The organism is Salinigranum rubrum, from assembly GCF_002906575.1.
In the GTDB taxonomy this organism is placed as follows: Archaea; Halobacteriota; Halobacteria; order Halobacteriales; family Haloferacaceae; genus Salinigranum; species Salinigranum rubrum.
Window position 1 is genome coordinate 3109018 of the sequence record NZ_CP026309.1, and the last position, 24590, is coordinate 3133607.

Consider the following 24590-nt stretch of genomic DNA (forward strand, 5'->3'; position numbering starts at 1 on the left):
GGAGTCACCTCTGCCGCCCGCGCTCACTCACCTCCGCTCCGTTCTCTCCAGGCACGACGTCGACACCGCGGAACTCGAATCGGGCACCGCCGTGTCGTCCAGCCGTGACCGAAACCTCCCAGCCGTGCGCCGACGCGATGGTGTCGACGACGTGGAGTCCGATACCCGTCCCGTCGCTACCCGACGTGTTTCCCAGTTCGAAGACGGAGTCGGCGTCCGCGGTGGCGATACCGGGACCGTTGTCCTCGACGACGAACCCCTCGCCCGCATCGTCGCCCCCGTCCTCACCGTCGCCGTCGTCCTCGCTGCCGCCGTCGTCGGAGAACGGTTCGACCCACACCCGTGCGTCGGGACCGGCGTGGTCGGCGACGTTGCGGAAGAGGTTCTCGAACAGCGACCGGACCCGGGCCTCGCTTCCGAGGACCGTCGGGAGGTCCGGGTCCACGGTGACGCGGTCGGCCGGAAACGGGCTCGTCTCCAGTGCGGCGGTGGCCACCGCGAACAGGTCGACGGGAACCGGGTCGTCCACGCGTCCCCCCTCACGGGCGAGCGTGAGCAGATCAGACGTCAGCTCCGACATCCGCAGGAGCGCCCGGTCGACGCGCTCTAGCGCCGTCTCGTCGCCCGTCTGCCGGTAGAGTTCGAGGCTCCCGCTGGCGACGCTGAGCGGGGTCTGAATGTCGTGTGAGACCATCGCGGCGAACCGCTCTAGCCGCTCGTTCTGGGCGGCGATCTGTCCCTCACGCCGGCGTCGCTCGGTGACGTCGCGCGTGACGACGACGATGTTACCTTCCAGCGCGAGGTCGTCGGGCAGGCTTCGCCCGCGTGACTCCAGCCACCGCCACTCGCCCGACTTCGACCGAAACCGGTGTTCGACCGTGGCGGTGTAGCCGGGTTCGGCGAGTCCGCGGTGGAGTTCCTCGACGACGGTCTCGTGGTCGTCCGGGTGGACGTACTCGAGGACGTTCTCATCGACGAGTTCGCCGTGGTCGTAGCCGAGGACGCGCCCCGCCGCAGGCGTCGCGTACCGGAGGACGCCGTTCCCGTCGAGCACCACGAGCAGGTCCGACGCCGTCTCGACGAGGTGTCTGAACCGCTCGGTCACCCGTTTGAGTTCCGTGACGTCCCGGGCGGTGACGACCACTCCGTCGAGCGACGCCGGCGGGCGAGCGGCGCGGGCGAACTCCAGCCAGCGCCACCCGCCGTCGGCGGTGCGGACTCGTGCCTCGGTTCTGAGACGGTCGTCGTCCCCTTCCGCCGTCGACAACAGCGACTCGACCGCGTCGGCGTCGGCGTCGTGAACGCGACCCGCGAGCGACTCGCCGAGCAGTCGCTCGGCGTCGACGCCGAGGACCCGTTCCGCGGCCGCGTTGACGTAGGTGACCTCCCCGGACGAGTCGACGAGAACGACGAGGTCCGAAACCGCGTCGAGAACCGACCGATACGCTGCACATGACTCTAGCCCCCCTCTCCGTCAGTCATTCAACCGTTCGTTTTATTCGACACATCAAATACGTGGCGCTCTCGACGAAACAACGCTTCTCACCGGACTCGAACGACGGTCGTCACCAGAACCGGTCGAGTCGCGGCCGGGGAACCCGGAGGAGTCGGGAGTCGAAGCGATCGGTTTTGACGAGACCGACGCCGAAGGCGGCGGCGACGACGACGGCGACCCAGTTGCCGAACCAGGCGTTGATGGCCCCCCAGAGGAGGACGAAACTCACCAGATCGTCGAGCATGAACGCCGTGTTCGTGAGGCGGTCGAGGAGCGCCGTCCGGGAGAACGCGATGTCGAGCGCGACGACCACGACGGTTGCCGAGAGGACCCACCCCGCGTAGTTCGACAGCGGGACGCCGTAGTAGACGCCGCCGTCGGGATAGACCCAGAACCCGAGCGCCACGGCGCCGGGGTCGAGGACGAGGTCCATCGCCAGCACGGCGGCGACGACGCTGCCGAGTCGGAGCGGCCGGGACGCCGCCCGCTCGCCCAGGAGGAGCGAGACGAGGAGGTACGCGTTCATCACCAGCGGGATGAAGAACACGGGGAGGCCCAGCGGGACGCCGAACGCGGTCGGACCGAGGTCGACGCCGTAGTAGAACTCGCCGTACGGAACACCCGTGTGGACGCCGAGAAACTCGATGCCGTAGGAGTACGCGACGAGCGCGGACAGCGCGAGCGCCGCCTTCCGGTCGACGAGCGGGAGGACGCCGACGACGAGCGGCGACCGCATGACGAGCGTCCCGAGCAGGATGAGAAGCGGGTTGAAAGAGACGAAAGCGGGGAGGAGCCCCTCGGCGCTGGCGACGAGGAGGACCGCCCCGTTGAGCGGGAAGAACACGGAGATGGTGAAACGGTTCTCCCTGACGAGCCGTTCTAACCGGGATTCGACCGCGCGCCTATCCATAGACGAGCCTCCAGAGCAGGCCGAGGGTGAGGGCCATTCCGACGAGCGTGTTCAGCGCGGGGTACCACCAGTACGCGCGGTCGGTCGGCACGTCCGACCAGTAGAGCGCGAAGACGACGACCGGATACGCGAGGAGCAGGAGCGAGATGCGGGTGTCGACGAGGGCGAACGTGACGGCGGCGGCGAGCCACGCCGCCCCGCAGTACGCGTAGGTCCGCTCCTCGCCGAGGACGGTCGCCGTCGTTCTGATGCCCGCCTCGCGGTCGGGTTTGATGTCGGGGATAGCCGAGAAGGTGTGCATCCCCATGGTCCAGAGCCACGCGCCGACGAGCGCCGCAAGCGGCGGATGCGTCCCCGTGAGCGCGGCGAACGCGGCCGCGCCGGGGAGGATGTACAGCCCGTTCGACAGCGAGTCGAGAAACGGCGTCGTCTTGAAGCGCAGGGGCGGCGCGCTGTACTCGACGGCGAGGAAGAAGAAGCCGGCGAGGTAGGGCCAGGCGACGGCGGGCGTCGCCGCCGCGAGGAGCAGTCCCAGAAGGCCCGAGACGAGGACGGTGGAGACGACCACGCTCCCCCCCTGCCAGCGCGCTTCCTTCCCCTCCTTCTTGGGGTTCTCCGCGTCGACGTCGGCGTCGAAGACGTCGTTGACCCCGTAGAGGAAGAGGTTCGCCGGGAGGAGGAAGTACGCGAAGAACGCGACGGCGAGCGGGTCGAATAACTCTCCCGGGGTGCGGGCGGCGGCGGCGACGCCGACGATGACCGGTCCCGCGAGGTAGAGCCAGAAGCGCGGCCGCGAGAGCGTCAGGAGGTACCGGAGGCGTCCACTCCGAACCTCGCCGGGTTCGTTCTCGTGGCCGCCCCCGTTCACCGTGTGGTTCGCGCGGCCGTCCTCGGTGGTCGTGTCCATCCCGTCACTCACCGACCGTGTTAGCCATTCGTTCCGCCGTCAACTGTCCGCTGATGAGGCACATCGGGACGCCGATGCCCGGTTGGGTGAACGACCCCGTGAAGAAGAGGCCGTCCATCGCCTGTGAGGCGTTCGGCGGACGGAAGATGGCGGTCTGTCTGAGCGTGTGCGCGAGGCCGAGCGCGGTCCCCTTCGTCGCGTTGTACCGGGCGGCGAAGTCCGACACGCAGAACGACTCCTCGACGACGATTCTGTCTCTGAGGTCCACCCCGGTGTGGGAGGCGATGTCGTCGAGGACGAGGTCGCGGTACGCCCGTCTAAGGCTAGGAGTGTCCTCCAGTCCGGCGGCGACCGGGACCAGCACGAAGAGGTTCGAGTGGCCCTCGGGCGCGACGGCGTCGTCGGTCTCGGAGGGGACACAGAGGTAGTACGCCGGGTCGTCGGGCCACGCGGGGTCGTCGAATATCTGTTCGAAGTGGCGGTCCCAGTCGGTCGGGAGGACGAGCGTGTGGTGTGCGAGCGGGTCGACGTCGCCCTCGACGCCGAGGTAGAGCAAGAACGCGGAGGGGGCGTAGGTCCGAGACTCCCAGTACCGCTCCGAGTACTGCCGCTTCTCGGAGGGGAGGAGTTCCTGCTCGGTGTGGGCGTAGTCGGCGTCGCTCACGACGTAGTCCGCGAGGAACTCCTCGTCTGGGGTTCGAACGACGAACGCCCCCGTCCGTCCGCGAATCTCCTCCACCGGCGTTCCGGTGTGGAAGTCGACGCCGAGTTCCTCGGCCATCGCGACGATGCCGTCGACGACGCCTCCCAACCCCCCGTCGGGGTAGTAGACGCCGAGGTTGAAGTCGACGTGGCTCATGAGGTTGTACAGCGCCGGCGTGTTCTTCGGAGAGCCACCCAGGAACACCAGCGTGTACTGCATGATCTGCTGGAGCTTCGGGTGCGAGAAGTACCGCTCGACGTGGTCCTGCATCGACCCTATCAGGGAAAGGCCCCACGCGTTCTTCGCCACGTCGAGGTCGAGGAAGTCTCTGACACGAGAGCGGTCCTCGTAGACGAAGTGTTCCATCCCGATTTCGTAGTTGCGCTCCGACTTGCGGAGGTACTCGTCGAACTTCTCGCCGGCGCCGGGTTCGTACGCCTCGAACGTCTCCTTGTTCTCCTCTATGTCGGGAACCATGTCGACGCGGTCACCGTCTTTGAAGAAGATGCGGTAGTGGGGGTCGAGTCGGGTGAGCCCGTAGTAGTCGCTCGGCGTCCGGTCGAAGTGAGAGAAAAAGCGCTCGAACACGTCGGGCATGAGATACCAGGAGGGGCCCATGTCGAACCGAAACCCGTCGCGTTCCAGTCGGGAGGCGCGGCCGCCGAGTTGCTCGTTCTTCTCGAGGAGCGTCACCTCGGCGCCGGCGTCCGCGAGATAACAGGCAGTAGAGAGCCCGCCGAAGCCACCCCCGACGACGACCACCGAGGCGCCGTCGAGCACCGACAGGTCCGGGACCGAATGCATACCCCGGCTAGGGGCGTCGGGGGCATAAATCGACTGACCGAAACCGGAATCGGTGGAGGAGGAACCCTCAAGTCACGTCCGTCCTACGCCCCGTCATGGACGAGACGACAGTCGTCGTTACCGGCGGGAGTCAGGGCATCGGCGCGGCCTGCGTCCGTGCCTTCGCCAGCGAAGGCGCGACGGTGGTCGCATGCGCACGCGAGGTCGACCCCATCGAGACGATGGCGGCGCGCTTCGAGACGGTCGAAGCCGTCCGGGCCGACGTCCGCGACGAGTACGACGTCGAACGACTGATGGAAACCGCGGCGCGACTCGGCGAGGGAATCGACATCGTCGTCGCCAACGCGGGCGTCAACCACGGCACTCCGGGGGAGATGAACCTCGCAGCGGAGCCGTACTCCCGGTTCGACGACACGCTCCGGACGAACGTCCGCGGCGTGTTTACGACAGTCAAGGAGGCCGTCCCACACCTCTCGGACGGGGCGCGGATCCTCGTTCCCTCCGGCTCTATCGCCCGGGAGGCGAAGCCGGGAATGGGCGCGTACGCCATCTCCAAGGCGGGAACGGAGGCGCTCGTGCGAGGATTCGCGACCGACATCGACCAGACGGTCGGCGTCGTCGACCCCGGTCTCGTCGCGACCGAGGTGACGGGCGGGCAGGGTCGAGACCCCGAGGACGTCGCGCCGATGTTCCTCTGGGCGGCGACCGACTGCCCGACCGAGGACCTCGACGGGCAGGTCGTCGACCTGCGGGCGTGGAAGAAGGCGACGCGGTAGGCTCGACGTGGTTCAGGGGCCGAGACGCCCAGTCGAACGGCCGCCGACCAGTGTCCTTATTAACGATGGGGATGTGATTGTTAACTATGGAATTAACAACCGAGGGAGGGAGGTTAATATTGGTGCCGCACGTCTCGCGGCTCGAACTCGGTGCCGTTGCGCTCTTCGTCGCCCTCTCGGCGTACGCCGTCTCCGCGGGGCTGTGGAAGCTCCTCGGCATCTCCTGGGTCGCGTTCGCGGCGATGGGGACCGCGGCCGTCGTGGGAGCGCGGACTCACGACGAGAACCCGACCGTGCTGGTGTGGGGATACGGCCTCGCCTCGGGCGCGATGATCACCTCCGCGGCGGTGTTCTTACTCCCCACCGCTATCGGCCACCACGCGCAGTTCGGCGGGTTCGGCGTCGCGCTCGGCGTGCTCGTGGGCTTCGCTTCTCACTCCATCGGCCACCGTCTCGCTCACCTCGACATGCCGCTCGACCGCACCGTCGCGGAACTGGCCGCACACGCCCTCGCGGCGGGCGTCATCATCGGCGTCGTCTACGGGAACATGCCCGACCTCGGCCTCCTGCTCGGTCTGGCCATCGTCTCGCACAAGGGCCCCGCGGGGTACGCGGCGGCGTCCCGACTCGTCCGGAACGGGAAGGACGCCACCGGTATCCTCCTCCCCGCCGTCGGCGTGGGGCTGACGGCCATCACGGCTGCCTCGCTCCAGTTGCCGGCGGCGCCCGCCGTGCGCGGCATCGTCTTCGGCTTCGCCACCGGCATCTTCCTCCACGTCGCCATGGACTTCCTCCCGCGCTGTGAACTGGGCAGCGAGATTCACGACGCCCTCGCCGTCGACGGCGACGCACACGCGCTCTTGGACCGACTTCGCCTCCACGCTGTCGCCAGTACGGTGCTGGGCGGACTCGTCGTCTTCCTCGCGTGGGTCGCGCTGGCCTAAGTCACGTTGCTCGGTCTTGTTGGAATCCTCAGACGACGATAGGTTGCCGCGGTTGTGCTGAATACAGAGCGCGAGTCGGTCACGGTCTCAACACCCACAGTGATGGAAACAACTCACTCGGTGCAGGAGGAAAAATGAGTTCGAGTCGGCTGCCAGCGAGAAGCCACCAGACGACTCTCTTAGAGTGGAGCGCTACTCCACAGTGATACTCCCCCTCATCGTCGATTCGTGGGGAATACAGTAGTATTCGTATCTTCCGGGGACGTCGAAGGTGTGTGAGTACTCTTGACCGCCCTCTATACCGCCTCGTTCTTCGGCCACATATCCCTCACGAGCAGCCTGTTCGCTCGTGAAGTCGCCGCTAGCGAAGTACGTGGCCCCCTCCGGAAGTCGGGTTTCGTCAGCCGTCACTGTGTGGGTAGACGTCAGTACGTCTTGGCCAGCAATGCCGACGTTTCGCCAAACGACTCGGTCGCCAGTGGATATCGTCACTGCCGCCGGTTCGAACACGTCATCGATTGTCATCTCGATGGACGTTCCCGTAGTGTTCGTCGATTGCTCGGTCGAAGCGACGCGACCGGTACAGCCTGCAAGTCCGGCCGCAACGATGAGTCCGTGTCCGCCTCCGATTGCTTGAAGCACTGACCGACGCTTCATCAGGGGTTCTGGCGAATCCGAGCGTCGAACCTGAGGAGCGGCGTATTCGCTGCGGTGTTTCCCCGTTCCGTTTCTGGGAGTCGTGTTTCGGCCCATACACCCACTGGACGCGCACCAGATCCGTTGCTGACCTCGTTGACACGCTAGCAGCTTTATAACTGAACGGTCGAACTCACGACCTAAAACGGATACTCTCGGTTCCTTGTACGAACTCCTTGATGATCCGCTCTTCGGTGCGGTGAGCCATCGTACTCGCCGCCGCGGGGGTCACCTCGAGTACGGAAGCCAACTCGGTCAGCGTGCATCGTCGGGGCGTATCGTAGTAGCCGTGCCTCAGTGCCGTGGTCACGAACCGCTGTTGGGCGGTAGTCAGCAAGCCCTCAATCCTACCCGTTCGCGAAAGCGACAGTAGTTCACACGAGCCGCCAATGGCTCTGATCGCCGCAATTACTCCCGAGAGACGGCCGTGTGGAATTTTGATTTCGACGAGCATCACTCCGTTTTGGACTGTAACCGAAGCAGGCGGGAGCGTTCCCGAGCGAACCGTCGTAGAATAGACCACCGATTCGGTTACTCTGTATTCGACCACAGCGAATCCATCGTCGGTGTGCAGGACTTCGAACTCTATGATGGCCTTGATCTCGTTCAGTGTGGTCAAGAGCGCAGAGAGATCGGCGGTTTCCACCTCGAAGATACCGAAAAAATGCGACCCTTCGTCGTAAATCGTTAGCAGAGTAAACGTGTCATCCGGGAGCTCTGTCGACAGTTGAACGTACCATTCGGTTTCCGGTGGCGTGATTTCTAATCGAGCGTTGACCATAGGAGCAATCCGGTTCGACGATTCGCTTCACAAGTACATATACTCGTTAACATGCTAGGACAACGGTCGAGGTCCGAGGCTATCCTACGGGGATACTGATGCTTGCAGAATCGCTCAGCCTGACTCGTCTCACGTCAATCAAGCGTTCTCTCGGCCTCTCGAAGCCTGCCTCTAGGCCCACGCAAACGATGGGATCCATCGAGGTAACTGAGGTCGTGATGTCACAGAAGGGCGCAGCGGACGGTCTCCGTCTGCGCCGCCGACGGCTACCCTCTCCAGCAGCAGATGAAGTGATAGTTCGAGTCAAAGCAGCCGGAGTCTCGTTTGCCGAAGTCCAGATGCTGCGTGGGCGCTACTTCAACCAGCCCGCGTTCCCGTTCGTTCCCGGGTACGATCTCGTCGGTGAGGTCGTTACGATCGGATCGGGCATCTCACACCTCTCGGTCGGCCAGCAAGTCGCCGCGCTCACCGAAACTGGCAGTTGGGCTACGCACGTCGTATTACCCGCTGAGAAACTCGTTCCGGTTCCCGACGGATTGGACCCTGTGGAAGTGGTCTCGCTTGTTACGAACGGTGTGACTGCATACCAGATGCTTCACCGCATCGCACAAATCCACGCAGGAGATACAGTTGTTGTTCACGGCGCTTCAGGTGGGGTAGGAACGGTGCTCACTCAACTCGCTCGGGAAGCAGACGTGAACGTGATCGGGACTGCGTCGGCGTCGAAGCATGATCTCGTGCGGGAGCTTGGTGCGGTTCCAATCGACTATCGTATCGACAATCTGCCGGTCCGGGTCCGTGAAATCGCTCCAGATGGTGTGGATGCCGTATTCGACCACGTCGGTGGACCAGGGTTAGTCGACTCGTGGCGGATGCTCGGTCCGGGCGGCAGACTCGTCTCGTACGGAGTGGCGTCCGCGCTTGACGATGACGGACACCGGTTACGTCCGTTCGTTCCGATTCTCGCTCGGTTGATACTGTGGAACGCCAGCGAGCTACTGAAGGGTGGGAAACAACGAGCGACGTTCTATTACGTCCAACGTTGGCCAAGTCGGTTCAGTGAAGATCTTACACAGGTCCTAACGCTCCTCGGTGAGGAGAGAATAGACGGACAGGTTGCGTGTCGGTTCCCATTAGAAAAGGCCGCTGATGCACTGGAGTTGTTGGATTCAGGGCGGGTCCGAGGTAAGGTTGTATTAGTTCCGAGTGAATACTGAATCCCTCAATTTTGGACCCCACAGACTTCAATTTCGGTGTGACCCGGGAACGTGAATACACGCCCACATATCTACTGAACGGTTGTTTCACACCCAAAGGCCTGAACCGAACAGGAAGCGCGTGCTGCATACACTCTCTGTATTCGGCACGCTGTCGTCTTTCGAGGAGTTCAACAGCGCCCGATGGCCTGACCGCTCCGCTCACACAGTCCCTTCAGGAGCGTCCCGACGACGAACGCCACCGTCGCGGCGGCCATCCCGACGACGAACATCCCGCCTCCGTTACGTACCATCGACGCACCGTGAGGAGGCTTCGGCTCGCCCCGACGATGAAGAACGCGACGCCGGTGAACACGATGGAGAGCGGAAAGTAGCGGTTCGAGCGCGAGCGCGCACGGGGACGAGGGAGTCGACTCCGTCGCCCCGGGCCGTCGCTCAGTCCCCCTCGTGAAGGCCTACCACGCCGTTCGCTCCCGTCGGTCGCTCACCAGTACGTCCACACACGCGCCGTCGCCGACGACAGTCGAAACAGACAGAAACGAAGCGACGGAAGCGAGGCGGTCAGCGCCGGTCGGAGTCGGAGTCGCCGTCGAACGCGTCTCGACCCGGCCGGCCGTCACTGTCACCGTCACCAGCCTCGCTCGCCGACCCGAGTCGCCCACCGGGGTCGGTCGAAGCGGCCCCACCGTCCGTCGTCGCGTCGGTCGTCGATTCCCCGCTCTCGGCGTCCTCACCGTCACTGCGACCGTCCGCACCACTGAGACGCCGTACCTGCCGCGAGAGGCCGATGCCGACGACGAGGAGGACGACGAGGTTGAACACCATCTTGAACGGCGGGCGGAACTCCCGCGTCACCCAGACGTTGATGGTCTGGTCCGCGGCGAGGTAGAACTGGATGGCGGCGATGAGGCCGAGGAGGGCCAGTCCACCCAAGAGCGCGTAGTCGAGGCCCCGCCGGACGCGAGCGGCGGTCTTCGTGTCGCCTCCGTTCTCGGACGACCCAGCGTCCGTCATCGGCCCCACCTCCGGGCGACGAGAGCGAGCGACAGCAGGGCGGCGACGGCGGCGCCGACGCCGAATCCGGGCGCGCTGGTCGAGACGGTCTGAGCCTCGGTCCCTTCGGCGCGGGGTCGTTCGTCGTCGCTGCCCGAGAAGTCCTCGACGCGGAGTTCCACCTCGCGTTCGGTCTCGTTGACGCTGATTCGCTCGGTCGGGTCGAGGTTCGCCGCCGAGCGGGCGGTGTCGACGACGACGCCGTCCTTCCAGAGCACGGCGTCGATGTAGTAGTTGTACTCGCTCGGGACCGTGACCTGCGTCTCGACCGTCTCGGTCCGACCGGGGCGGATGGTCCCCACCTGCGCTTCCGAGCGCGCGGCGACGATGTTCGAGTCGGCCTGCCGGAGCACGACCGTCACGCGGAGGTTCTCGGACCCGCTGTCACCGCGGTTGGTCAGCGTCGCCGCGAGGTCGAGCGTCGTCCGGTTTTGACTCACAGAGGCGACCGAGAAGGACACGGCCGGAAGCGCCGCCGAGTCGGTGAAACCGACGCTCGTCCGGGCGTACTCGGGCGTGAGCGCTTCGAGCCCCGACACGGTCTTGCCGCCGGACCCGACGCGTTCGCCGTCGCGGAACACCGTCGCCTCGATGCGGTAGCCGCCCTCGCGTTCGACGGTGAGGTTCGTCTGGACGAGCGTCTCGCCGTCCTCGTCGAGGGTGCCGACGTCGACCGTCTCCGTCGCCGCAACGAAGCCCGACTCGGCGTCGGTCGCGCGGAAGCGCACGCTGACGTTCGGCGTCGGGTTACCGCGGTGGTCGAGTCGGGTCTGGACGTGGAGGACGGTCGTCTGACCCGAGACCGTCCCGGGTGCGATGCTCGTCTCTGCGATCCGAACAGGACCGGGGCGGGTCGGCCCGTCGTCCGTGGGGTCGGCGAGGACGCCGGGGACCGCCGCAGCGACGAGGAGGGCTACGGCGACGAGACCGACCGCCCCCGCCGCCAGTGTTCTGTCGCGGGGCATGGACAGGAGATGATAGGAGCGCGGTATATGTTTTCTGCCGTGGAGACCGCTCGCGGCTGTCGCGTTCGGCCTCGGAAGCAACCGGTCGGACTCCCGCCGTCGGAGTCCGGGAGTCGCTCGACGGACGCCGCGACCGGCCCTGAGGAACCAGCGGGCAGTTTTTTGTGCGTCTACCACGCGCGGGACAGTATGACGACCTACGTCGTCGGAACGCAATCGGTCCACACCGCCGCGACGCTCTGTGACTACCTGCAGACCCGCGTGGGGGAGGGCGACACCGTCGTCGCCGTCAACTCCCTCAAGGGGGGTGACGACACCTCCGCCGAGGACGTCCGCGACGGCGAGGACGCCCTCAACGCCGTCTCGTCCCGCCTCGGCGCGCAGTGTACCGTCGAGACACACCAGTACGTCCGGAACAACAAGCCCGAAGCGGACCTCCTCGAAGCGGCGGCGGAGTTCGACGCCGACGAACTCGTCATCGGCATCCGCAAGCGCAACCCCACCTCGAAGGTCGTCTTCGGGTCGACGGCGCAGCAGATTCTGTTGAACTCGCCGGTGCCGATGGCCGTGGTTCCGCTCGAACAGGTCGAGTAGGTCGGAGTCTCACCGCGTCCGTGTGCCGCCCGACGCGCTGTCGATACCACTGTCCCTGTCGACGAATCCGCATCCACCCACCGCTGCAGCCATCCCCGTACTCCTCGGTGCGATTCCACCGACTCGCTCATCCCGAACGACGAGCCTATCCGAGACCCGGTTTCAGTCGTCGTCCGCGTCGACTTCCTCGGCGTCCTCGACCGTCTCCGACTCCTCGTCGGCCTCGCCGAGAATCGTCCCCGCCAGCGTCGGGATGAACGTCCCGATGTCGGTCACCATCCCGATGGCCTGCGAACTCCCCCTGTCCAGTAGCTGCGTCACCGTCGCGGGGTTGATGTCGACGCAGACGACGCGAGTCGTCGACGAGAGGCAGTTGCCGACCGCGACCGAGTGCAGAAGCGTCGAGAGCATGAGCACCATGTCGGCCTCGTGGGCCTGCTCGCGGATGGCGTTCTGCGCCTCGACGGAGTCGGTGATGGTGTCCGGCAGGGGGCCGTCGTCGCGAATCGAGCCAGCCAGCACGTACGGGACGTCGTTCCGGACGCACTCGTACATCACGCCCTCCTCGATCAGGCCGTCGTCGACCGCCTCGGCGATACCGCCCGCGCGGATGACCTCGCTGATGGTGTAGATGTGGTGCTTGTGCCCTTTCCGGGGGTGTTCGAGCGTCTCCATATCCATCCCGAGCGACGTCCCGTAGAGGCCGCGCTCGATGTCGTGGACGGCGAAGCCGTTCCCCGCCGAGAGCATGTCGATGTACCCCTCTCTCACCAGACGGGCGAGTTCGTCGCCCGCGCCGGCGTGGATGAGCGCCGGCCCGGTGACGACGAGTATCTTCCCGCCCTCCTCTTTCGTCCGCTTCATCGCGTCGGCGACCTGTCGGATGAGCGACTCCGAGGGTCGCTCCGAGGAGACCCCACCCTGCATGAAGCCGAACGGACCCGAGGAGTCGCGGGGACGCTCGGGCGGGTCGACCCTGATGCCGGCCTCGTCGGTGACGACCAGGTCGCCCTCGCGGATGGCGTTGAGCACCTTCGTGTACGCGCGGGGGTCGCCTCGCGGGGACTCGTCGTCCCCGCTCGATCCGTCCGAGGCGCCCTGCGCCTCGTGCTCTCCGTCGCCGGACTCGATGACGATGGCACAGTCCATCTCGATGTTTTCGACGTCGAGCCACTCACCCCGGTAGCGGACCTGCGTCGGATGGTTCGTCGTCGAGTAGAAGCCGGTCGGAACGACGCGGTCGGCGGGTGCGGCTTCGAGGTGGGCGTCGACGGGGTCGGTGAGGTTCGCCCCGATCTGGTGGAGTTCGTGGAGTATCTCCTGGAGGTCCGAGTCGGAGTCGGCGAACACCGCCATCCGGCAGTACGACTCCGCCTCCTTGTGGGTCCCGACCTCGAACTCCTCGACGTCGAAGTTGCCGCCCATGTCCATGACGATGCCGAAGGCCTGCTGCATCATCCCCGAGTCGATGATGTGACCCTCGAGTTCGACCGTGCGGGAGGCTGTCATCGACGGAGGGACGTGCGTCGGGGGTATGAGAGTTGTGGGTCCGCGGGCGAGGAAAGTCAGTCGCCGCGGACCACCCGCGACCGCTGGACGTCGTGTGCGAGGCGGTCCGCGTACCGTAGCCGGATGTTACGCGCCTCCGCAGTGGAGAGCCGACCGCGGTCGTCGAACTCGCCCGACAGCGGCTCGAACGCGTCGACGTCGAACCCCATCCGGTCGAGGTACGCACGGAGGGGGTCGGAGTCGAGCCCCTCGTCGATGGCGGCCTCGACGTAGTCGAGGACCGAATCGAACGTCGGGAGGACGACGCCCTCCTCGTCGATGCGTCCGGTGTCGCCCTCGATGCGGACCTCGGTCTCGGTCGTGCGGAGGTGGTCGACGGTCGACGCGAGCGTGTCGGCCAGCCGGACGACCTGGCTCGGGAGCGCGGTGTCGGGCGAGCGCCACTCGACCGTCCCGAACGCCTCGCGGAACTGGACGGGCGTCCAGACCGCGCTCTCGGGGTCGAAGCTGGACTCGACGGTCCGTCGGTCGACGCCCGCCTCGACCGCCCGGGCGACGAACTCGTCGTAGCGTCGTTCGAGACGACGGTCCCACTCGTCGGCGTCGTCGAGGTAGCGCCACAGCCACCCCTGGTGGGGGACGTCGTCGTAGCCCATTCGGCGGTAGAGCTTCGAGCGCGCGCCGGCACACAGTCGCTCGCCGCGGAAGTACGGCGAGGAGTTGACCAGCGCCAGCGCGGGATCGAGCGCGACGAACGTGTTGAACTGGTCGACGGCGCGCCCGGGCTGTTGCTCGACGTGGACGTGTGTCCCCGCGCAGTGACGCACGTACTCGAAGTTCTCGCCGACGACCTCGTTCTGGATGCGGGTTCGCTCGCTCGGTCGCTCGTCGATCTCCTCGTGAGTCAGCGGCGTCGCCAGGGGAACGAGCCCCTTGTCGAGTTCGTCGGCCCGCTGCAGGACCCGCCTAAGGCGGTCGAACAGCTCCGCCTCGAGCTCCGCCGTCGTCTCACAGGGTGTGGTCTTGATCTCCAAGAGTGGCTCGACGAACTCCCGCTCGGTCCCCGCGGCGACTTCGACGAGGTCGCCCGGTTCGACGAGCCGTCCCTCGTCGTCGATGACCCAGTACTCCACCTCGATGCTCCGCCGTATCGGTCTCGAATCGTATGCTGACACGGTTGTCCCTGTTCCGGTACGCGCCTCGTCGGGTCGGCCGGTACGCGCCGACGGCCGACCGTCGTGAATCACGATACAACGAAAGAACACAAGAATCTATCGACATCTGAGCCACATATCGAACTAGAATTGGACGTTCGAGTTTAAAATAATCGAATGTGTGTACGTCGAAAGAAAGAAGGTGGGCGACGGCCAGGCCGCGAGTCGAATCGGGAGCGGAAGTCAGAGCCCGAGGAAGCTCTTGACGCTGAGCGCGATGTTGAACACGGTGGTCGCGGTCCACTTCCCCGCGCTCTGGCCGGTGAACGTGATGTCGCCCGATTCGACGGCTGAGGCCATCGCGGCCGAGGGCGTCTCGGACGTCGCGACGCTTCGGATGGTCGCGGCGTCGGTCTTCGCGACGAGCGTCGGGTTCTCGTGTTCGCCGCGGCCCATGTCGGTGATCCGCTTCTCGCCGTCGGTTTCGAGCCAGAAGTGCGCCGTCTCGCCTCCTCTCGTCACCTCGAACGTGATTCGCTCGTTCGCGATCATCCCGTCCGCGACGCCGAGGTCGAGCGACGCCGCCTGTTCGTTGTACGGCTCGCGCATCTCGACCATTCGCTCGTAGAGTTCGTCGTCCCACGGTTGCTCCTGCGCCGCGACCGGAGTGGCGAGGCTCGCCACCATGAGCGCCGCGAGAAGAACCGCTATCGTTCTCGGTACAGTGAGAGTCACGCATCTGGTACAGCTGGCCGAGCGTATAAGCGTTCGCGCCCGGTTCTCAATGTCGAATGTGACCTCGACGACCGGGCGGCGCGTCAGCCGAAGAGGCCGTCGAGGAAGACGAGCGTGTGGTCGAGCGTTCCCTCGTCGTCGAGGAGGTCGAGGTGCGTCGCCGGCACCCGGAGCACCGTCGCGTCGGGGTGGTCCGCGGCCTCGTCGGCGAGGCCGTCCGCGGGCGCGAGGTCGTCGTAGCTGCCGGCGACCAGCAGGGTGGGACAGGCGACGTCGTCGAGCGAGACCTGGTATCCGGAGAGCACCAGGAACGACCGGGCGGGGACGTCCGGAATCGAGGTGAGCCGTCGGTACGCCCCCCTGAACGAGGTGTCCGGCACGAGCGCCCCGTCGGTGTCGTCGCCGGCGAGGGGGACCGTGTACGGTCCCAAGCGGGGAAGCTTGCTCTGGACGGTGTCGCGGACGCCCGCGGCGAGCGACTTCACCACGTCCGGGAGCGGCCGCGCGCGGACCAGCGACTTCCCCGAGAGGACGGGCGCGACGGCGACGACGGCACGGATTCGGGGGTCGTCGGCCGCGACGGAGAGCGCGTGGGCGCCGCCGAGCGAGTGCCCCCAGAGGACGAGCGAGCGAGCGTCGACGCCGTCGAGTTCGCGGACGCGCGCGACCGCTTCCTCCCAGTCGGCGACGGCGCGCGACGGCGAGAGCAGTCCGCGCGGTTCGCCCTCGCTGTCGCCGACGCCGCGGTAGTCGAAGCAGAACGTCGCGTAGCCGGCCTCGGCGAACCGCTCGGCCAGCGGTCGGAGCACCTCGCGGGGGAGCGCGAGGCCGCCGGCCATCACGACGACGGGTGCGTCCGTCGGACGGTCGGGTCGGTACAGCCACCCCGTACAGGCGTCGCCGCCGCTGTCGAACGTGACGGTGACGCGCGAGTAGTCGAACTTCGAGGGACGGTCGACGAGTCGGGCGCGGGAGTTCACGACTGGACCTCCTCTCGCCGGTGGTTCAATGTGTCGAGAACGCGCTCGGAGAAGTCCTCGTCGCTGAACCGGTACTCGGTGTACGCCGTGATCCACTCGGGTTCGATGTGCCACGTCCCGAGGACGTCGTCCTCCGAACGGAGGACCGTCGCGTCGACCCGACGGGGCGACCACTCGCCCGCCTCCGCGCGGTCGAGGAACGTGTTGCACGCTCGGCCCATCTCCTGGTGGTTGATACGGCTTCCGGGGAACGCCGTGAGATACGTGAGATCGACCCCCTCTTCGACGCTCAGTTCCTCGACGCTGATCCCGTTGCTTCGCAAGTCACCTTCGAGGCCGTCGACGACATCGGACATACCTCGTCCTATGTCAGGGGACGGCTAAATCCTTGCCGCGACCGAGGCGGAAAATCGAGCGCGGTCGCTCGCGCGTCGTGGGGTCGTATAAAAAGCCGGTGGCCGTGGTCCGACACGGCGTGGCCGAGTGACGGTCGCAGTCGTCGTCCGAACGAAGGACCGTCGCGCCGGAACCGTCGAGGTCAGCGGACCTCTTCGAGCGGCACCGCGAAATCACGGTCGATGGTGATCCATCGCGTCGAGAGGCTCTCCGGGTCGTCCGCGAAGATGGTTACCTCTGTCGGGCAGTCGTCGTCGTCGAAGAGGTATTCGAGGTCGAACTGCGGGAGTTCCTCGAGGTGGGTGTGCTGGCTCTGGTTCGACGGTTCGATGGCGCTCATGGTGGGGTGGTGGGTTTGTGGGTGTCCCGGACGGGGGCGGGAGGTTGCATGTGGTGGTGGTTTTCGGTGGTGGGTGCCCCCGTGCCGGGCACAAATTCATCTGCGGCCTTTCGATATATAAACATGTGCCACCAGTTATCGTGGGTGAGAATACGGCAGTGACTCGGGGTACAGATACGTCTTTTTTCAAGAATGTCGCCATCAGAAGAGAGAATCACACGATACGCGCGTGGTATCTGTTCGCACGCCCGTGCTGGCATCGAGTATCGTGGCCGAAGCGGCAGCGTTCACCGAGTGGGACGACCGACAGTATAAGCCGCTCGACTCCCGAGAAACCACAACGACCGTCGGGGCACTCCCGTCCACGACCGTTTCCGCATGACGCTCACGCTCTCACTCGCCCAACTCGGCCCGACCACCGCCGACATCGACCGCAACGTCGAACAGCTCAGAGAGACGTACGACCGCGCGACCCAAGAGGGTGCGGACGTCGTCGTCTTCCCCGAGATGGCCGTCACCGGCTACTGCATCCTCGACCTCGTCGAGGACGACACGTTCGTCGACCGCAACCGCGAGGGCCTCGAACGGGTCGCCGCCCACACCGGTGAGACGGCCGCCGTCGTCGGCTTCGTCGACCGCGAGGGCGAGGCCAGATACAACGCCGCCGCCGTCTGCCAGCACGGCGAGGTCGTCGGCGTCGCTCGAAAAGTCCTCCTGCCGAACTACCGGTACTTCGACGACGAGCGGTACTTCGAACCGGGCGAGGAAGTCTCGCCGGTTCCGGTCGACGTCGACGGAGAGGAGGTCGCGCTGGGCGTCTCGGTCTGCGAGGACATGTGGGACGACGCGTACGACCGCCGGCCCGTCCGGGAGTTAGTCGACGGCGGGGCGGACGTGGTGGTGAACCTCAACGCCTCGCCGTTCGAGGTCGGAAAACGCGCCGACCGCGCGGCGGTCATCCGCGAGCACGTCGCCGCGACCGGCGTCCCCCTCCTGTACGTCAACACCGCCAGCGTCGCCGACGTCGGCCGGAACGTCATCGTCTTCGACGGCGACTCGCTCGCTATCGACGCGACGGGCGCGCTCCTCGCCCGCGGCGCGCAGTTCGACACCGACCTCGTCACGGTCGAACTCGGCGACGACGGCGTCGGCCACCACGTCGCGGGAGGCGTCTCCCGGGAGGACGGCCCGCTCGTCGCGCCGGGGGACGAGGTCGCTCCCGAGCGCCGCGAGCAGGAACTGTTCGAGGCGCTCGCGTTCGGCCTCCGCGGCTACGCGGAACGAACGGGGTTCGAGACGGTCATCGAGTCGGTATCGGGCGGCATCGACTCGTCGCTCGGCCTCGCCATCTGCGTCGAGGCTCTCGGTCCAGAGCACGTCGTCGCCTACAACCTGCCCTCCGCCGTCAACACGGAGACGACGAAGGGAATCGCCGCTCGACTCGCCGAGAACCTCGGCGTCGACTACCGCGTCGTCCCGGTGCAGTCGTCGTTCGAAGAACTGCTCGACACCTACGAGTCCCACGTCGGTTCTGTCAGTCGAGACGTCGCGAAGGAGAACCTCTACGCGCGCGTTCGGGGCCTCCTGATGATGCTCGCCTCGAACGATTCGGGGGACTGCTCGTGACGAACGGCAACGAGACGGAGATGGCGCTCGGCTACGTGACGCTGTACGGCGACGCCTGCGGTGGGCTCTCCATCCTCGGAGACCTCTCGAAGCGCGACGTCTACGACGTGGCCGCGTACGTCAACGAGCGGGCGGGTCGGGAGGTCGTCCCCAGGGAGGTGTTCGAGATCCCCCCGAGCGCCGAACTCAGCGCGGACCAGGTCGACCCGTTCGACTACGACGTCGTCGCACCCGTCGTCAGCGATTTACTGGAGGGGCGGATGAGTCCCGCCGAAATCGTCGCGCGGTTCGAGCGTCGGGAGTTGGACGAAGACCGGTACCGTCCCGACGACGAGGGACACACTGTGTACGACAAACTCGACGCCGGGGGGTTCGCCGAAGTCGTCTACGACACCTACCGCCGGATGAAGCGGAACACGTTCAAGCGCGTCCAGACGCCGCCCGTCGTCGCCGTTTCGGGCCGCGCGTTCGGTACCGACTTCCGCGAACCGATCATCAACGGCTGGGACGGGGAGTGACCCGTACGGACACCGCCGGGAGACGGACAGTTCTCCGATGGCTCGCGTCCGTCGACGACACCGACCGAGATCGGAAGGGTCCTGTCCGTCTGTTGTCGTTCCGCTGAACGGTGGACCGATACGTTCCGGCCGTGTAATCAAAAACAATCACATTCAAAACTACTTTTGCAGTATAGGGTGAACGTTTGCGCGAGATGAGCCCACCAGCTTCACCGTACCAACCCACACAGCAGGGTGCGTCCGTTCTCGCATACCCCTCGCGCCACGCGCACGAGAGCAGCCACGCGAGGAGGCGATGACGATGGCACGCGACACCGATACCCCGCCCGTGGTCACGGTGACGTTCAACCCGGCCATCGACTACACCGTCCGGACCGGACCGCTGGCCGACGGGACGGTGGCCCGGACCGACGACGCCCGATTCGACGCCGGCGGCAAGGGCATCAACGTCGCCGGCTACCTGAACGCGCTCGACGTCCCGTCGGTGGCGACAGGTCTCCTCGGCGGTTTCACCGGGTCGTTCATCCGCACCCGCCTCGACGAGAGCGACATCGCCCACGACTTCGTCTCCGTTCCCGGCAACACTCGGCTGAACGTGACGCTGTCGACGCCCGACGCCGAGTACAAGATCAACCACTGCGGCCCGACGGTCGACGCCGACGCCGTCGCGCGCATCGTCGAGCGAATCGAGGCGCACGACCCCGGGACGGTCGTCGTCGGCGGGAGCCTCCCCCCGGGGCTCGACGTCGGGGCGGTCGACGCCATCGCCGACGCGGGCGGATGGGAGACCGTCGTCGACGTGGACGGCGCCGCGCTCTCGCGCCTCGACGCCACCTACGCCGCGTGCAAGCCCAACCGCGAGGAACTCCACGAGGCCACCGGCCTCCCCGTCGACACGGTCGACGAGTGCGTCGCCGCGGCGGAAGCGCTCCGCGAGCGGGGCTACGACCGCGTCGTCGCCTCGCTGGGTCCCGACGGCGCGCTCCTCGTCTCCGAGACCGAAACCACGCACGTCCCCGCGGCGGACGTGGACGTCGTCGACACGGTCGGTGCGGGCGACGCGCTCCTCTCCGGCGTCCTCGCCGGGTGGGTCCGCGGCTACGACGACGAGGACGCGCTCGAACTCGGCGTCGACGTCGCCACGTGCGTCGTCGGCACCGCCGGCACCGCCGCGGACGCCGTCGCGGACCTCGTCGGGACCGACGACTACGGCGTGCAGGCACACTGACGGTCGCTCGTTCCCTCCTCGAACGACTCGCTTCTCGTCTCGATATCCCATCCCCGTTCTCCGACTGTGCACGGACTGTCACCCGCCTCGACGTGGTATTCAGCCCGACAGATGGAAAAGTCTGCACACTTCTTTTTTATTTCTATGTTTTTGAATAGAAACAATCATATTCGATAGTATTTAGTCACTCACTGGTGAACGATGGTGACAGACACGCAATGAGCACCACTGACAAAGCGGAGAGCGCGCTGCGTTCGCACGTCACCTCCGTCAAGGAGGACCTCATGACCGGCGTCTCGTTCATGATCCCGTTCGTCACTATCGGCGGGATCTTCCTCGCACTCGGCTTCGCCGCCGGCGACACCGTCGAAGTGTTCAACAACACCGGCAGCGTCGGCTGGTACCTCGCCCAGATCGGCGTCGCCGGCCTCACCCTCATGGTTCCCGTTCTCGGTGCGTACATCGCCTATGCCATTGCGGACCGACCCGGCCTCGCACCCGGGTTCGTCCTCACCTGGATCATCCAACAGGGCACCATCGTCACCGAGGCTGGCAAGGTGTTAGGATTCAACGCCGACGGCGCCACCGCGGGCTACCTCGGCGCTCTCGTCGTTGGCCTCGTCGCCGGCTACGTCGCCCGCTGGTTCAAAAACCGCGACGTCCCCAGCGCCATCCAGCCCATGATGCCCGTCCTGTTGATTCCCGTCGCCACCGTCGCCGTCTTAGCGCCCATCGTCCTGTTCGTCATCGGCGCGCCCGTCGCGCTCGCCAACCAGGCGCTCACCGCCTTCTTAGAGGGCATGCGCGGCAGCCAGGCGCTCTTCGTCGGTGCGATTTTGGGCGCCATGATGGCCTTCGACATGGGCGGGCCCGTCAACAAAGTCGCGTACGTCTTCTCGGTCGGGTTAGTCAGCGAGGGCATCTACGAGCCCATGGCCGCGGTAATGATCGCGGGGATGATCCCCCCAATCGGCCTCGCGCTGTCGAACTTCATCGCCCCGCACAAGTACGCCGAGGAGATGTACCAGAACGCCAAAAACGGCATCATCCTCGGCTTCTCGTTCATCACCGAGGGCGCGATTCCGTACGCCGCCGCCGACCCCCTGCGCGTGATTCCCTCGATCGTCGCCGGGTCGGCAGTCGGCGGCGCGCTCTCGATGGCGCTGGGCGTCGGCATGCGCGCCCCCCACGGCGGCATCTTCGTCATCCCCCTCTCGAACCAACCGCTGATGTTCCTCGGCTGCATCGTCCTCGGTTCGCTCGTCACCGCCGCCATCGCCACCCTGCTGAAGGGCGACTTCGAGGAAGAGGCCGGCACCACCAGTCCCAGCGCACAGGCGGGTGACTGAGTACCGCAAGCGCCCCTGTCGAGGACCGACCGTTTGTCGTCTCACCAACGAGTACAGCACCGAGCGCTCGAACAGCCCACACCCACCCCACCACACCGCACCATGACAATCGACCCCACCGACATCGACCGACTGACACCGCCCGAACTGGTAACGCTCGAACAGCCACCCGCGTCGAAAGAAGAGTGCATCGAGTTCCTGCTCGACGTGGCGGTCGAAGCGGGCCGCGTCGACGACCGCGAGCAGGCGCTCTCGGACCTGCTCCAGCGCGAGGAGGAGGCGACGACCGGCGTGGGCTTCGGCATCGGCATCCCCCACGCGAAAACGTCGGCGGTGACCCGACCGTCGGTGGTGTTCGCCCGGTCCGAGGAGGGAATCGACTTCGACGCGATGGACGACAAGCCCGCGCACCTGCTGTTCATGCTCATCGTCCCCGAAGAAGGCGGCGAGGAGCACCTCGAAATCCTCAGTTCGCTCTCGCGCGCACTCATGCACGAAGAGGTCCGCGAGTCGCTCCGTGAGGCCGAAACCGTCGGGGCCGTCCGCGACACCCTCAAGGAGGCGGTCTCCGGATGAGCCTCGAACGGGTCGTCACCGTCGTCCCGGAGGCGGGTCTGCACGCCCGCCCCGCCTCGAAGTTCGTCGAGACCGTCAACGAGTACGACTCTGAGATCCAGATCGGAACGCCCGACGGCGACCTCGCGCCCGCGGGGAGCATGCTCGTCGTCACCGGTCTGGGCGTGAAGTCGGGCGAGGAGGTCCGACTCGTCGCCGACGGCGCGGACGCCGAAGAGGCGCTCGACGCGCTCGAAGCCGTGCTCTCGACGCCCGAGAGCGAGTAGCGAAAGCGAACCCCGGACTGACCACTGGCTACGCACACCGGAACGCCGGGAGAACGAGAGGAAGTCCGGCGGGGTTCTCTCGGACCTGAAGAAGCGCGTCTCCTGACGTCCCTGAGTTCTCGCACTTTCGTGTGAACGGCTACCCTCACGAGAGGAGTGTTGGGAGCACCGAGTACAGGTGCAGTACCGACTGGAGAGCGTGTCGCGGGGTATCTCCGAATCGACTGGTGCGGGCGGGGAGACCTCACGACGCACGGGCGCGGTGAGACCGCAGCCTCACCCACCGGAGCAACTCCGTTGCTCCGAGCCTGCACTCGTTTCACTCGTTCACGAAGACCTCCCCAGCCGGTGGCACCACGAGCGACCAGAGGGAGCAAGTGGATGGCTCGGCGGACTCGTCCGCCGGTGGCTCGCGCACAGAGGCGCGAGTCGACCCTCGCGCGTTCGTTCGTTCCTTAGTCGCTCACTCTCACGCGCCGACCCCCACGGCACGAGACGGGGCGGTGCGGTGGCGCGTGACGGTCACGGCCGTGTTCTCACTGCACTCGTCTCGTCCGTGTTCTCACCTCCACCATGGACCCTGATTCGTCCCCAGCCATCGGTTCAGACAGCCAGCGCGTCGGCCAACTCGAACAGCGCCGCCACGTCCGAGCGAGCGTAGTCGCGGAGGAGTCGGTCGAGTTCGCGGTAGGTGAGGCGGTCGTCGAGGCCGGCGGCGACGCCCTCGACGTACGCCGCACCGAGTCCCTGCCCGACGTGTTTCCCCTCGACGGCCGCGTCGCGTTCGGGGACGCCCACACCCCGCAGGAAGTCGGGGTTGAGGTCGTAGTCGGCGTAACGCGTCTCCTCGACGTCGATCCCTTCCCACCGGCAGACCCGTTCGAGCTTGTGGAACGACGCGCGCCCGGGGAGGCGGTCGCGGTACCGTTCCGTCGCGGGGCGTTTGAGATCCAGATGCCGAGCGGTGAGTCGGTCGAACCGCTCACCGAGGTCGGAGTGTCCGGTCTCCGCGGCCTCGTCGACCCAGTTCCGGAGGTGGACGAGGTCGAACCCCTCGCCGTTGTACGTCAGCAGACGGTCGGACTCCCGGTCGTCGCACCACTCCATCGCTCGCACGAGCAGGTCGGCCGTGTGTTCGACCGCCCAGCCGCCGCGGCGGAGGAAGACGGCGAGTTCGGGGTCGGCGTTCGGGGCGGGGCGATAGCCGAGCGCGACCGCCACGAGTTCGAAGTAGCGCGTGTCGTCGAAGTCGCTCGGGTCGGGAGACTCGAAGGGGCTGGCCGTCTCGATGTCGAGTGCGAGCGTACCCATCGACTCAGAGAGCGTCGGCGGGGGTAAAAAACGCGGGCGTGTCGGCTCGTGCCGCGTTACAGCACGACCCACGACGCCGACTCCGGTGCGAGAGACGCGACGGAGACCGAGCCCGTCACGCCGGTCGAGACGACGGCACGGGGCGCGCGGCTCGATTCAGTCGGGGCGCCACGACTCGATCTCGGCCTCGATGATTGTCTGACCGCGTTCGATGCCGTCCCAGTCGCACATCGGGACGTAGTGACAGAGAACACCGGACAGCAGCAGTTGCAGCCGTTCGGCGGCGTCCGAAGCGTCGACATCGACGAAGATTCCGTCGTCGAGGCCGCGCTGGATGGTCGTCTCGAGTTCGGACCGGAGCCTGGCGTCGAACGCCGCGAACTGGTCCTGGTAGCGGTCGTGGTACGGCGTCTGCATCCGTATCTCCCCGAGCGCCTGGTGGAAGGAGAGGAGGTCGGGAGTCTCGCGCTGGGGGACGACCAGGTCGACGAGCGCGAGCAGTCGTTCGAGAGGGTCGTCGGTGTCGGCCGTCTCGAGTTCCTGCTCGAACCCGTCGAGCAGGTAGGTGAGAAAGCCCGCGAGGAGGTCCTCTTTGTCGTCGTAGTGGTAGTAGATGAGTGACTGGCTCCCGTCGAACTCGTCGGCGATGCGTCGGATAGACAGCTCCGAATAGCTGTCGTCGACGAGAACGCGATACGTCGCCTCCATGATGCGCTCTTCAGTCGAAACCATCGGTGTCGGTCCTCCTGTGGAGCGG

The 24590-nt window shown here is 66.3% G+C and carries 25 protein-coding genes and 2 pseudogenes; 9 read left to right on the forward strand and 18 right to left on the reverse strand.

Going from position 1 to position 24590, the window contains the following annotated elements; all coding sequences use genetic code 11:
* Window positions 1-4: 4 nt before the first annotated feature.
* The 5 genes and pseudogenes from C2R22_RS27005 to C2R22_RS15255 all read right to left on the reverse strand — a co-directional run bounded on the left by C2R22_RS27005 (window position 5) and on the right by C2R22_RS15255 (window position 4819).
* Window positions 5-1144, reverse strand: coding sequence for a PAS domain-containing sensor histidine kinase (locus C2R22_RS27005; protein WP_321169916.1), 1140 nt, complete (start codon window positions 1142-1144; stop codon window positions 5-7).
* Between the two features lie 12 nt (window positions 1145-1156).
* A pseudogene (locus C2R22_RS27010) lies at window positions 1157-1399 on the reverse strand (PAS domain-containing protein); the annotation flags it as partial.
* A 166-nt stretch (window positions 1400-1565) separates the two neighbouring features.
* Entirely contained in the window at window positions 1566-2405 is an 840-nt protein-coding gene (gene cruF / locus C2R22_RS15245; protein ID WP_103426512.1) for a bisanhydrobacterioruberin hydratase, read from the reverse strand.
* Entirely contained in the window at window positions 2398-3312 is a 915-nt protein-coding gene (locus C2R22_RS15250) for a prenyltransferase (protein WP_103427700.1), read from the reverse strand. The genes cruF and C2R22_RS15250 overlap by 8 nt, the downstream gene beginning before the upstream one ends.
* A 4-nt stretch (window positions 3313-3316) precedes the next feature.
* Window positions 3317-4819, reverse strand: a complete 1503-nt coding sequence (locus C2R22_RS15255) for a phytoene desaturase family protein (RefSeq protein ID WP_103426513.1) — start codon at window positions 4817-4819, stop codon at window positions 3317-3319.
* Between the two features lie 95 nt (window positions 4820-4914).
* Here C2R22_RS15255 and C2R22_RS15260 point away from each other — a divergent pair, with 95 nt between their 5' ends.
* Together C2R22_RS15260 and C2R22_RS15265 are read left to right on the forward strand one after the other, a co-directional pair.
* Window positions 4915-5595, forward strand: a complete 681-nt coding sequence (locus C2R22_RS15260; protein WP_103426514.1) for an SDR family oxidoreductase — start codon at window positions 4915-4917, stop codon at window positions 5593-5595.
* Window positions 5596-5717: 122 nt separating this feature from the next.
* Window positions 5718-6539: a ZIP family metal transporter gene (locus C2R22_RS15265; protein WP_103426515.1), complete on the forward strand. Its 822-nt coding sequence runs from the start codon at window positions 5718-5720 to the stop codon at window positions 6537-6539.
* 192 nt (window positions 6540-6731) lie between these two features.
* Here the strand turns inward: C2R22_RS15265 and C2R22_RS15270 are convergent, their stop codons facing one another.
* Window positions 6732-7064 carry a cupredoxin domain-containing protein gene (locus C2R22_RS15270; protein ID WP_245902784.1) on the reverse strand — a complete coding sequence of 111 codons (333 nt, stop codon included), beginning with the start codon at window positions 7062-7064 and terminating at the stop codon, window positions 6732-6734.
* A 304-nt stretch (window positions 7065-7368) separates the two neighbouring features.
* Window positions 7369-8016 (reverse strand): helix-turn-helix domain-containing protein, encoded by a 648-nt coding sequence (locus C2R22_RS15275; RefSeq protein WP_103426517.1) that lies wholly within the window; start codon window positions 8014-8016, stop codon window positions 7369-7371.
* A gap of 188 nt (window positions 8017-8204) precedes the next feature.
* Here C2R22_RS15275 and C2R22_RS15280 point away from each other — a divergent pair, with 188 nt between their 5' ends.
* Window positions 8205-9233: a medium chain dehydrogenase/reductase family protein gene (locus C2R22_RS15280; protein ID WP_103426518.1), complete on the forward strand. Its 1029-nt coding sequence runs from the start codon at window positions 8205-8207 to the stop codon at window positions 9231-9233.
* 170 nt (window positions 9234-9403) lie between these two features.
* Here C2R22_RS15280 and C2R22_RS27015 read toward each other — a convergent pair whose 3' ends face one another.
* From C2R22_RS27015 to C2R22_RS15290, 3 genes are all read right to left on the reverse strand, one after another.
* A complete protein-coding gene (locus C2R22_RS27015) occupies window positions 9404-9526 on the reverse strand; it encodes a hypothetical protein (protein ID WP_281259241.1) in 123 nt (40 codons plus the stop codon).
* A 268-nt stretch (window positions 9527-9794) separates the two neighbouring features.
* The gene (locus tag C2R22_RS15285) at window positions 9795-10247 is read right to left on the reverse strand and encodes a hypothetical protein (protein WP_103426519.1); all 453 of its coding nucleotides are present in this window, start codon (window positions 10245-10247) and stop codon (window positions 9795-9797) included.
* The gene (locus C2R22_RS15290) at window positions 10244-11251 is read right to left on the reverse strand and encodes a DUF7490 domain-containing protein (protein ID WP_103426520.1); all 1008 of its coding nucleotides are present in this window, start codon (window positions 11249-11251) and stop codon (window positions 10244-10246) included. Before C2R22_RS15290 ends, C2R22_RS15285 begins: the two co-directional genes overlap by 4 nt.
* Before the next feature lie 189 nt (window positions 11252-11440).
* Between C2R22_RS15290 and C2R22_RS15295 the strand changes: the two genes are divergently transcribed.
* Window positions 11441-11845 (forward strand): universal stress protein, encoded by a 405-nt coding sequence (locus C2R22_RS15295; protein WP_103426521.1) that lies wholly within the window; start codon window positions 11441-11443, stop codon window positions 11843-11845.
* Between the two features lie 162 nt (window positions 11846-12007).
* Here C2R22_RS15295 and C2R22_RS15300 read toward each other — a convergent pair whose 3' ends face one another.
* The 6 genes from C2R22_RS15300 to C2R22_RS15325 all read right to left on the reverse strand — a co-directional run bounded on the left by C2R22_RS15300 (window position 12008) and on the right by C2R22_RS15325 (window position 16959).
* Window positions 12008-13354, reverse strand: a complete 1347-nt coding sequence (locus C2R22_RS15300; protein WP_103426522.1) for an ornithine cyclodeaminase family domain — start codon at window positions 13352-13354, stop codon at window positions 12008-12010.
* A gap of 56 nt (window positions 13355-13410) precedes the next feature.
* Window positions 13411-14529, reverse strand: a complete 1119-nt coding sequence (locus tag C2R22_RS15305; protein ID WP_103427701.1) for a glutamate-cysteine ligase family protein — start codon at window positions 14527-14529, stop codon at window positions 13411-13413.
* Between the two features lie 222 nt (window positions 14530-14751).
* Window positions 14752-15243, reverse strand: coding sequence for a hypothetical protein (locus tag C2R22_RS15310; protein WP_162562524.1), 492 nt, complete (start codon window positions 15241-15243; stop codon window positions 14752-14754).
* Window positions 15244-15326: 83 nt separating this feature from the next.
* The gene (locus tag C2R22_RS15315; RefSeq protein ID WP_245902786.1) at window positions 15327-16223 is read right to left on the reverse strand and encodes an alpha/beta hydrolase; all 897 of its coding nucleotides are present in this window, start codon (window positions 16221-16223) and stop codon (window positions 15327-15329) included.
* Window positions 16220-16579, reverse strand: coding sequence for a hypothetical protein (locus C2R22_RS15320; protein ID WP_103426524.1), 360 nt, complete (start codon window positions 16577-16579; stop codon window positions 16220-16222). The genes C2R22_RS15315 and C2R22_RS15320 overlap by 4 nt, the downstream gene beginning before the upstream one ends.
* A gap of 182 nt (window positions 16580-16761) precedes the next feature.
* On the reverse strand, window positions 16762-16959 hold the full coding sequence (locus C2R22_RS15325) for a DUF7511 domain-containing protein (protein WP_103426525.1): 198 nt from the start codon (window positions 16957-16959) through the stop codon (window positions 16762-16764).
* 378 nt (window positions 16960-17337) lie between these two features.
* Here C2R22_RS15325 and nadE point away from each other — a divergent pair.
* The 5 genes and pseudogenes from nadE (at window position 17338) to ptsH1 (ending at window position 22522) form a co-directional block, all read left to right on the forward strand.
* Window positions 17338-19103: pseudogene (gene nadE / locus C2R22_RS15330) on the forward strand (NAD(+) synthase).
* Between the two features lie 301 nt (window positions 19104-19404).
* Complete coding sequence (gene pfkB / locus C2R22_RS15335; RefSeq protein WP_103426526.1) at window positions 19405-20331, forward strand: 1-phosphofructokinase; 927 nt, start codon at window positions 19405-19407, stop codon at window positions 20329-20331.
* A 218-nt stretch (window positions 20332-20549) separates the two neighbouring features.
* Window positions 20550-21680 (forward strand): PTS fructose transporter subunit IIC, encoded by a 1131-nt coding sequence (locus C2R22_RS15340; RefSeq protein ID WP_103426527.1) that lies wholly within the window; start codon window positions 20550-20552, stop codon window positions 21678-21680.
* Between the two features lie 102 nt (window positions 21681-21782).
* Window positions 21783-22256 carry a PTS sugar transporter subunit IIA gene (locus tag C2R22_RS15345; RefSeq protein ID WP_394342368.1) on the forward strand — a complete coding sequence of 158 codons (474 nt, stop codon included), beginning with the start codon at window positions 21783-21785 and terminating at the stop codon, window positions 22254-22256.
* Entirely contained in the window at window positions 22253-22522 is a 270-nt protein-coding gene (gene ptsH1 / locus C2R22_RS15350; RefSeq protein ID WP_103426528.1) for a phosphocarrier protein HPr, read from the forward strand. The genes C2R22_RS15345 and ptsH1 overlap by 4 nt, the downstream gene beginning before the upstream one ends.
* A gap of 603 nt (window positions 22523-23125) precedes the next feature.
* On the opposite strand, the gene C2R22_RS15355 is transcribed toward ptsH1, so the two are convergent.
* A complete protein-coding gene (locus C2R22_RS15355; RefSeq protein ID WP_103426529.1) occupies window positions 23126-23833 on the reverse strand; it encodes a hypothetical protein in 708 nt (235 codons plus the stop codon).
* A gap of 156 nt (window positions 23834-23989) precedes the next feature.
* Window positions 23990-24565 (reverse strand): TetR/AcrR family transcriptional regulator, encoded by a 576-nt coding sequence (locus C2R22_RS15360; protein ID WP_103426530.1) that lies wholly within the window; start codon window positions 24563-24565, stop codon window positions 23990-23992.
* Window positions 24566-24590: the final 25 nt, after the last annotated feature.

Coding starts and splice junctions, on each gene's coding strand:
- C2R22_RS15290 (WP_103426520.1), bottom strand. CDS start 11,251: ATGCCCCGCGACAGAACACTGGCGGCGGGGGCGGTCGGTCTCGTCGCC.
- C2R22_RS15255 (WP_103426513.1), bottom strand. CDS start 4,819: ATGCATTCGGTCCCGGACCTGTCGGTGCTCGACGGCGCCTCGGTGGTC.
- C2R22_RS15320 (WP_103426524.1), bottom strand. CDS start 16,579: ATGTCCGATGTCGTCGACGGCCTCGAAGGTGACTTGCGAAGCAACGGG.
- C2R22_RS15355 (WP_103426529.1), bottom strand. CDS start 23,833: ATGGGTACGCTCGCACTCGACATCGAGACGGCCAGCCCCTTCGAGTCT.
- C2R22_RS15250 (WP_103427700.1), bottom strand. CDS start 3,312: ATGGACACGACCACCGAGGACGGCCGCGCGAACCACACGGTGAACGGG.
- pfkB (WP_103426526.1), top strand. CDS start 19,405: ATGGCACGCGACACCGATACCCCGCCCGTGGTCACGGTGACGTTCAAC.
- C2R22_RS15300 (WP_103426522.1), bottom strand. CDS start 13,354: ATGACAGCCTCCCGCACGGTCGAACTCGAGGGTCACATCATCGACTCG.
- C2R22_RS15325 (WP_103426525.1), bottom strand. CDS start 16,959: ATGAGCGCCATCGAACCGTCGAACCAGAGCCAGCACACCCACCTCGAG.
- C2R22_RS15285 (WP_103426519.1), bottom strand. CDS start 10,247: ATGACGGACGCTGGGTCGTCCGAGAACGGAGGCGACACGAAGACCGCC.
- C2R22_RS15340 (WP_103426527.1), top strand. CDS start 20,550: ATGAGCACCACTGACAAAGCGGAGAGCGCGCTGCGTTCGCACGTCACC.
- C2R22_RS15295 (WP_103426521.1), top strand. CDS start 11,441: ATGACGACCTACGTCGTCGGAACGCAATCGGTCCACACCGCCGCGACG.
- ptsH1 (WP_103426528.1), top strand. CDS start 22,253: ATGAGCCTCGAACGGGTCGTCACCGTCGTCCCGGAGGCGGGTCTGCAC.
- cruF (WP_103426512.1), bottom strand. CDS start 2,405: ATGGATAGGCGCGCGGTCGAATCCCGGTTAGAACGGCTCGTCAGGGAG.
- C2R22_RS15270 (WP_245902784.1), bottom strand. CDS start 7,064: ATGACAATCGATGACGTGTTCGAACCGGCGGCAGTGACGATATCCACT.
- C2R22_RS15360 (WP_103426530.1), bottom strand. CDS start 24,565: ATGGTTTCGACTGAAGAGCGCATCATGGAGGCGACGTATCGCGTTCTC.
- C2R22_RS15280 (WP_103426518.1), top strand. CDS start 8,205: ATGGGATCCATCGAGGTAACTGAGGTCGTGATGTCACAGAAGGGCGCA.
- C2R22_RS15275 (WP_103426517.1), bottom strand. CDS start 8,016: ATGGTCAACGCTCGATTAGAAATCACGCCACCGGAAACCGAATGGTAC.
- C2R22_RS27015 (WP_281259241.1), bottom strand. CDS start 9,526: ATGGTACGTAACGGAGGCGGGATGTTCGTCGTCGGGATGGCCGCCGCG.
- C2R22_RS15260 (WP_103426514.1), top strand. CDS start 4,915: ATGGACGAGACGACAGTCGTCGTTACCGGCGGGAGTCAGGGCATCGGC.
- C2R22_RS15345 (WP_394342368.1), top strand. CDS start 21,783: ATGACAATCGACCCCACCGACATCGACCGACTGACACCGCCCGAACTG.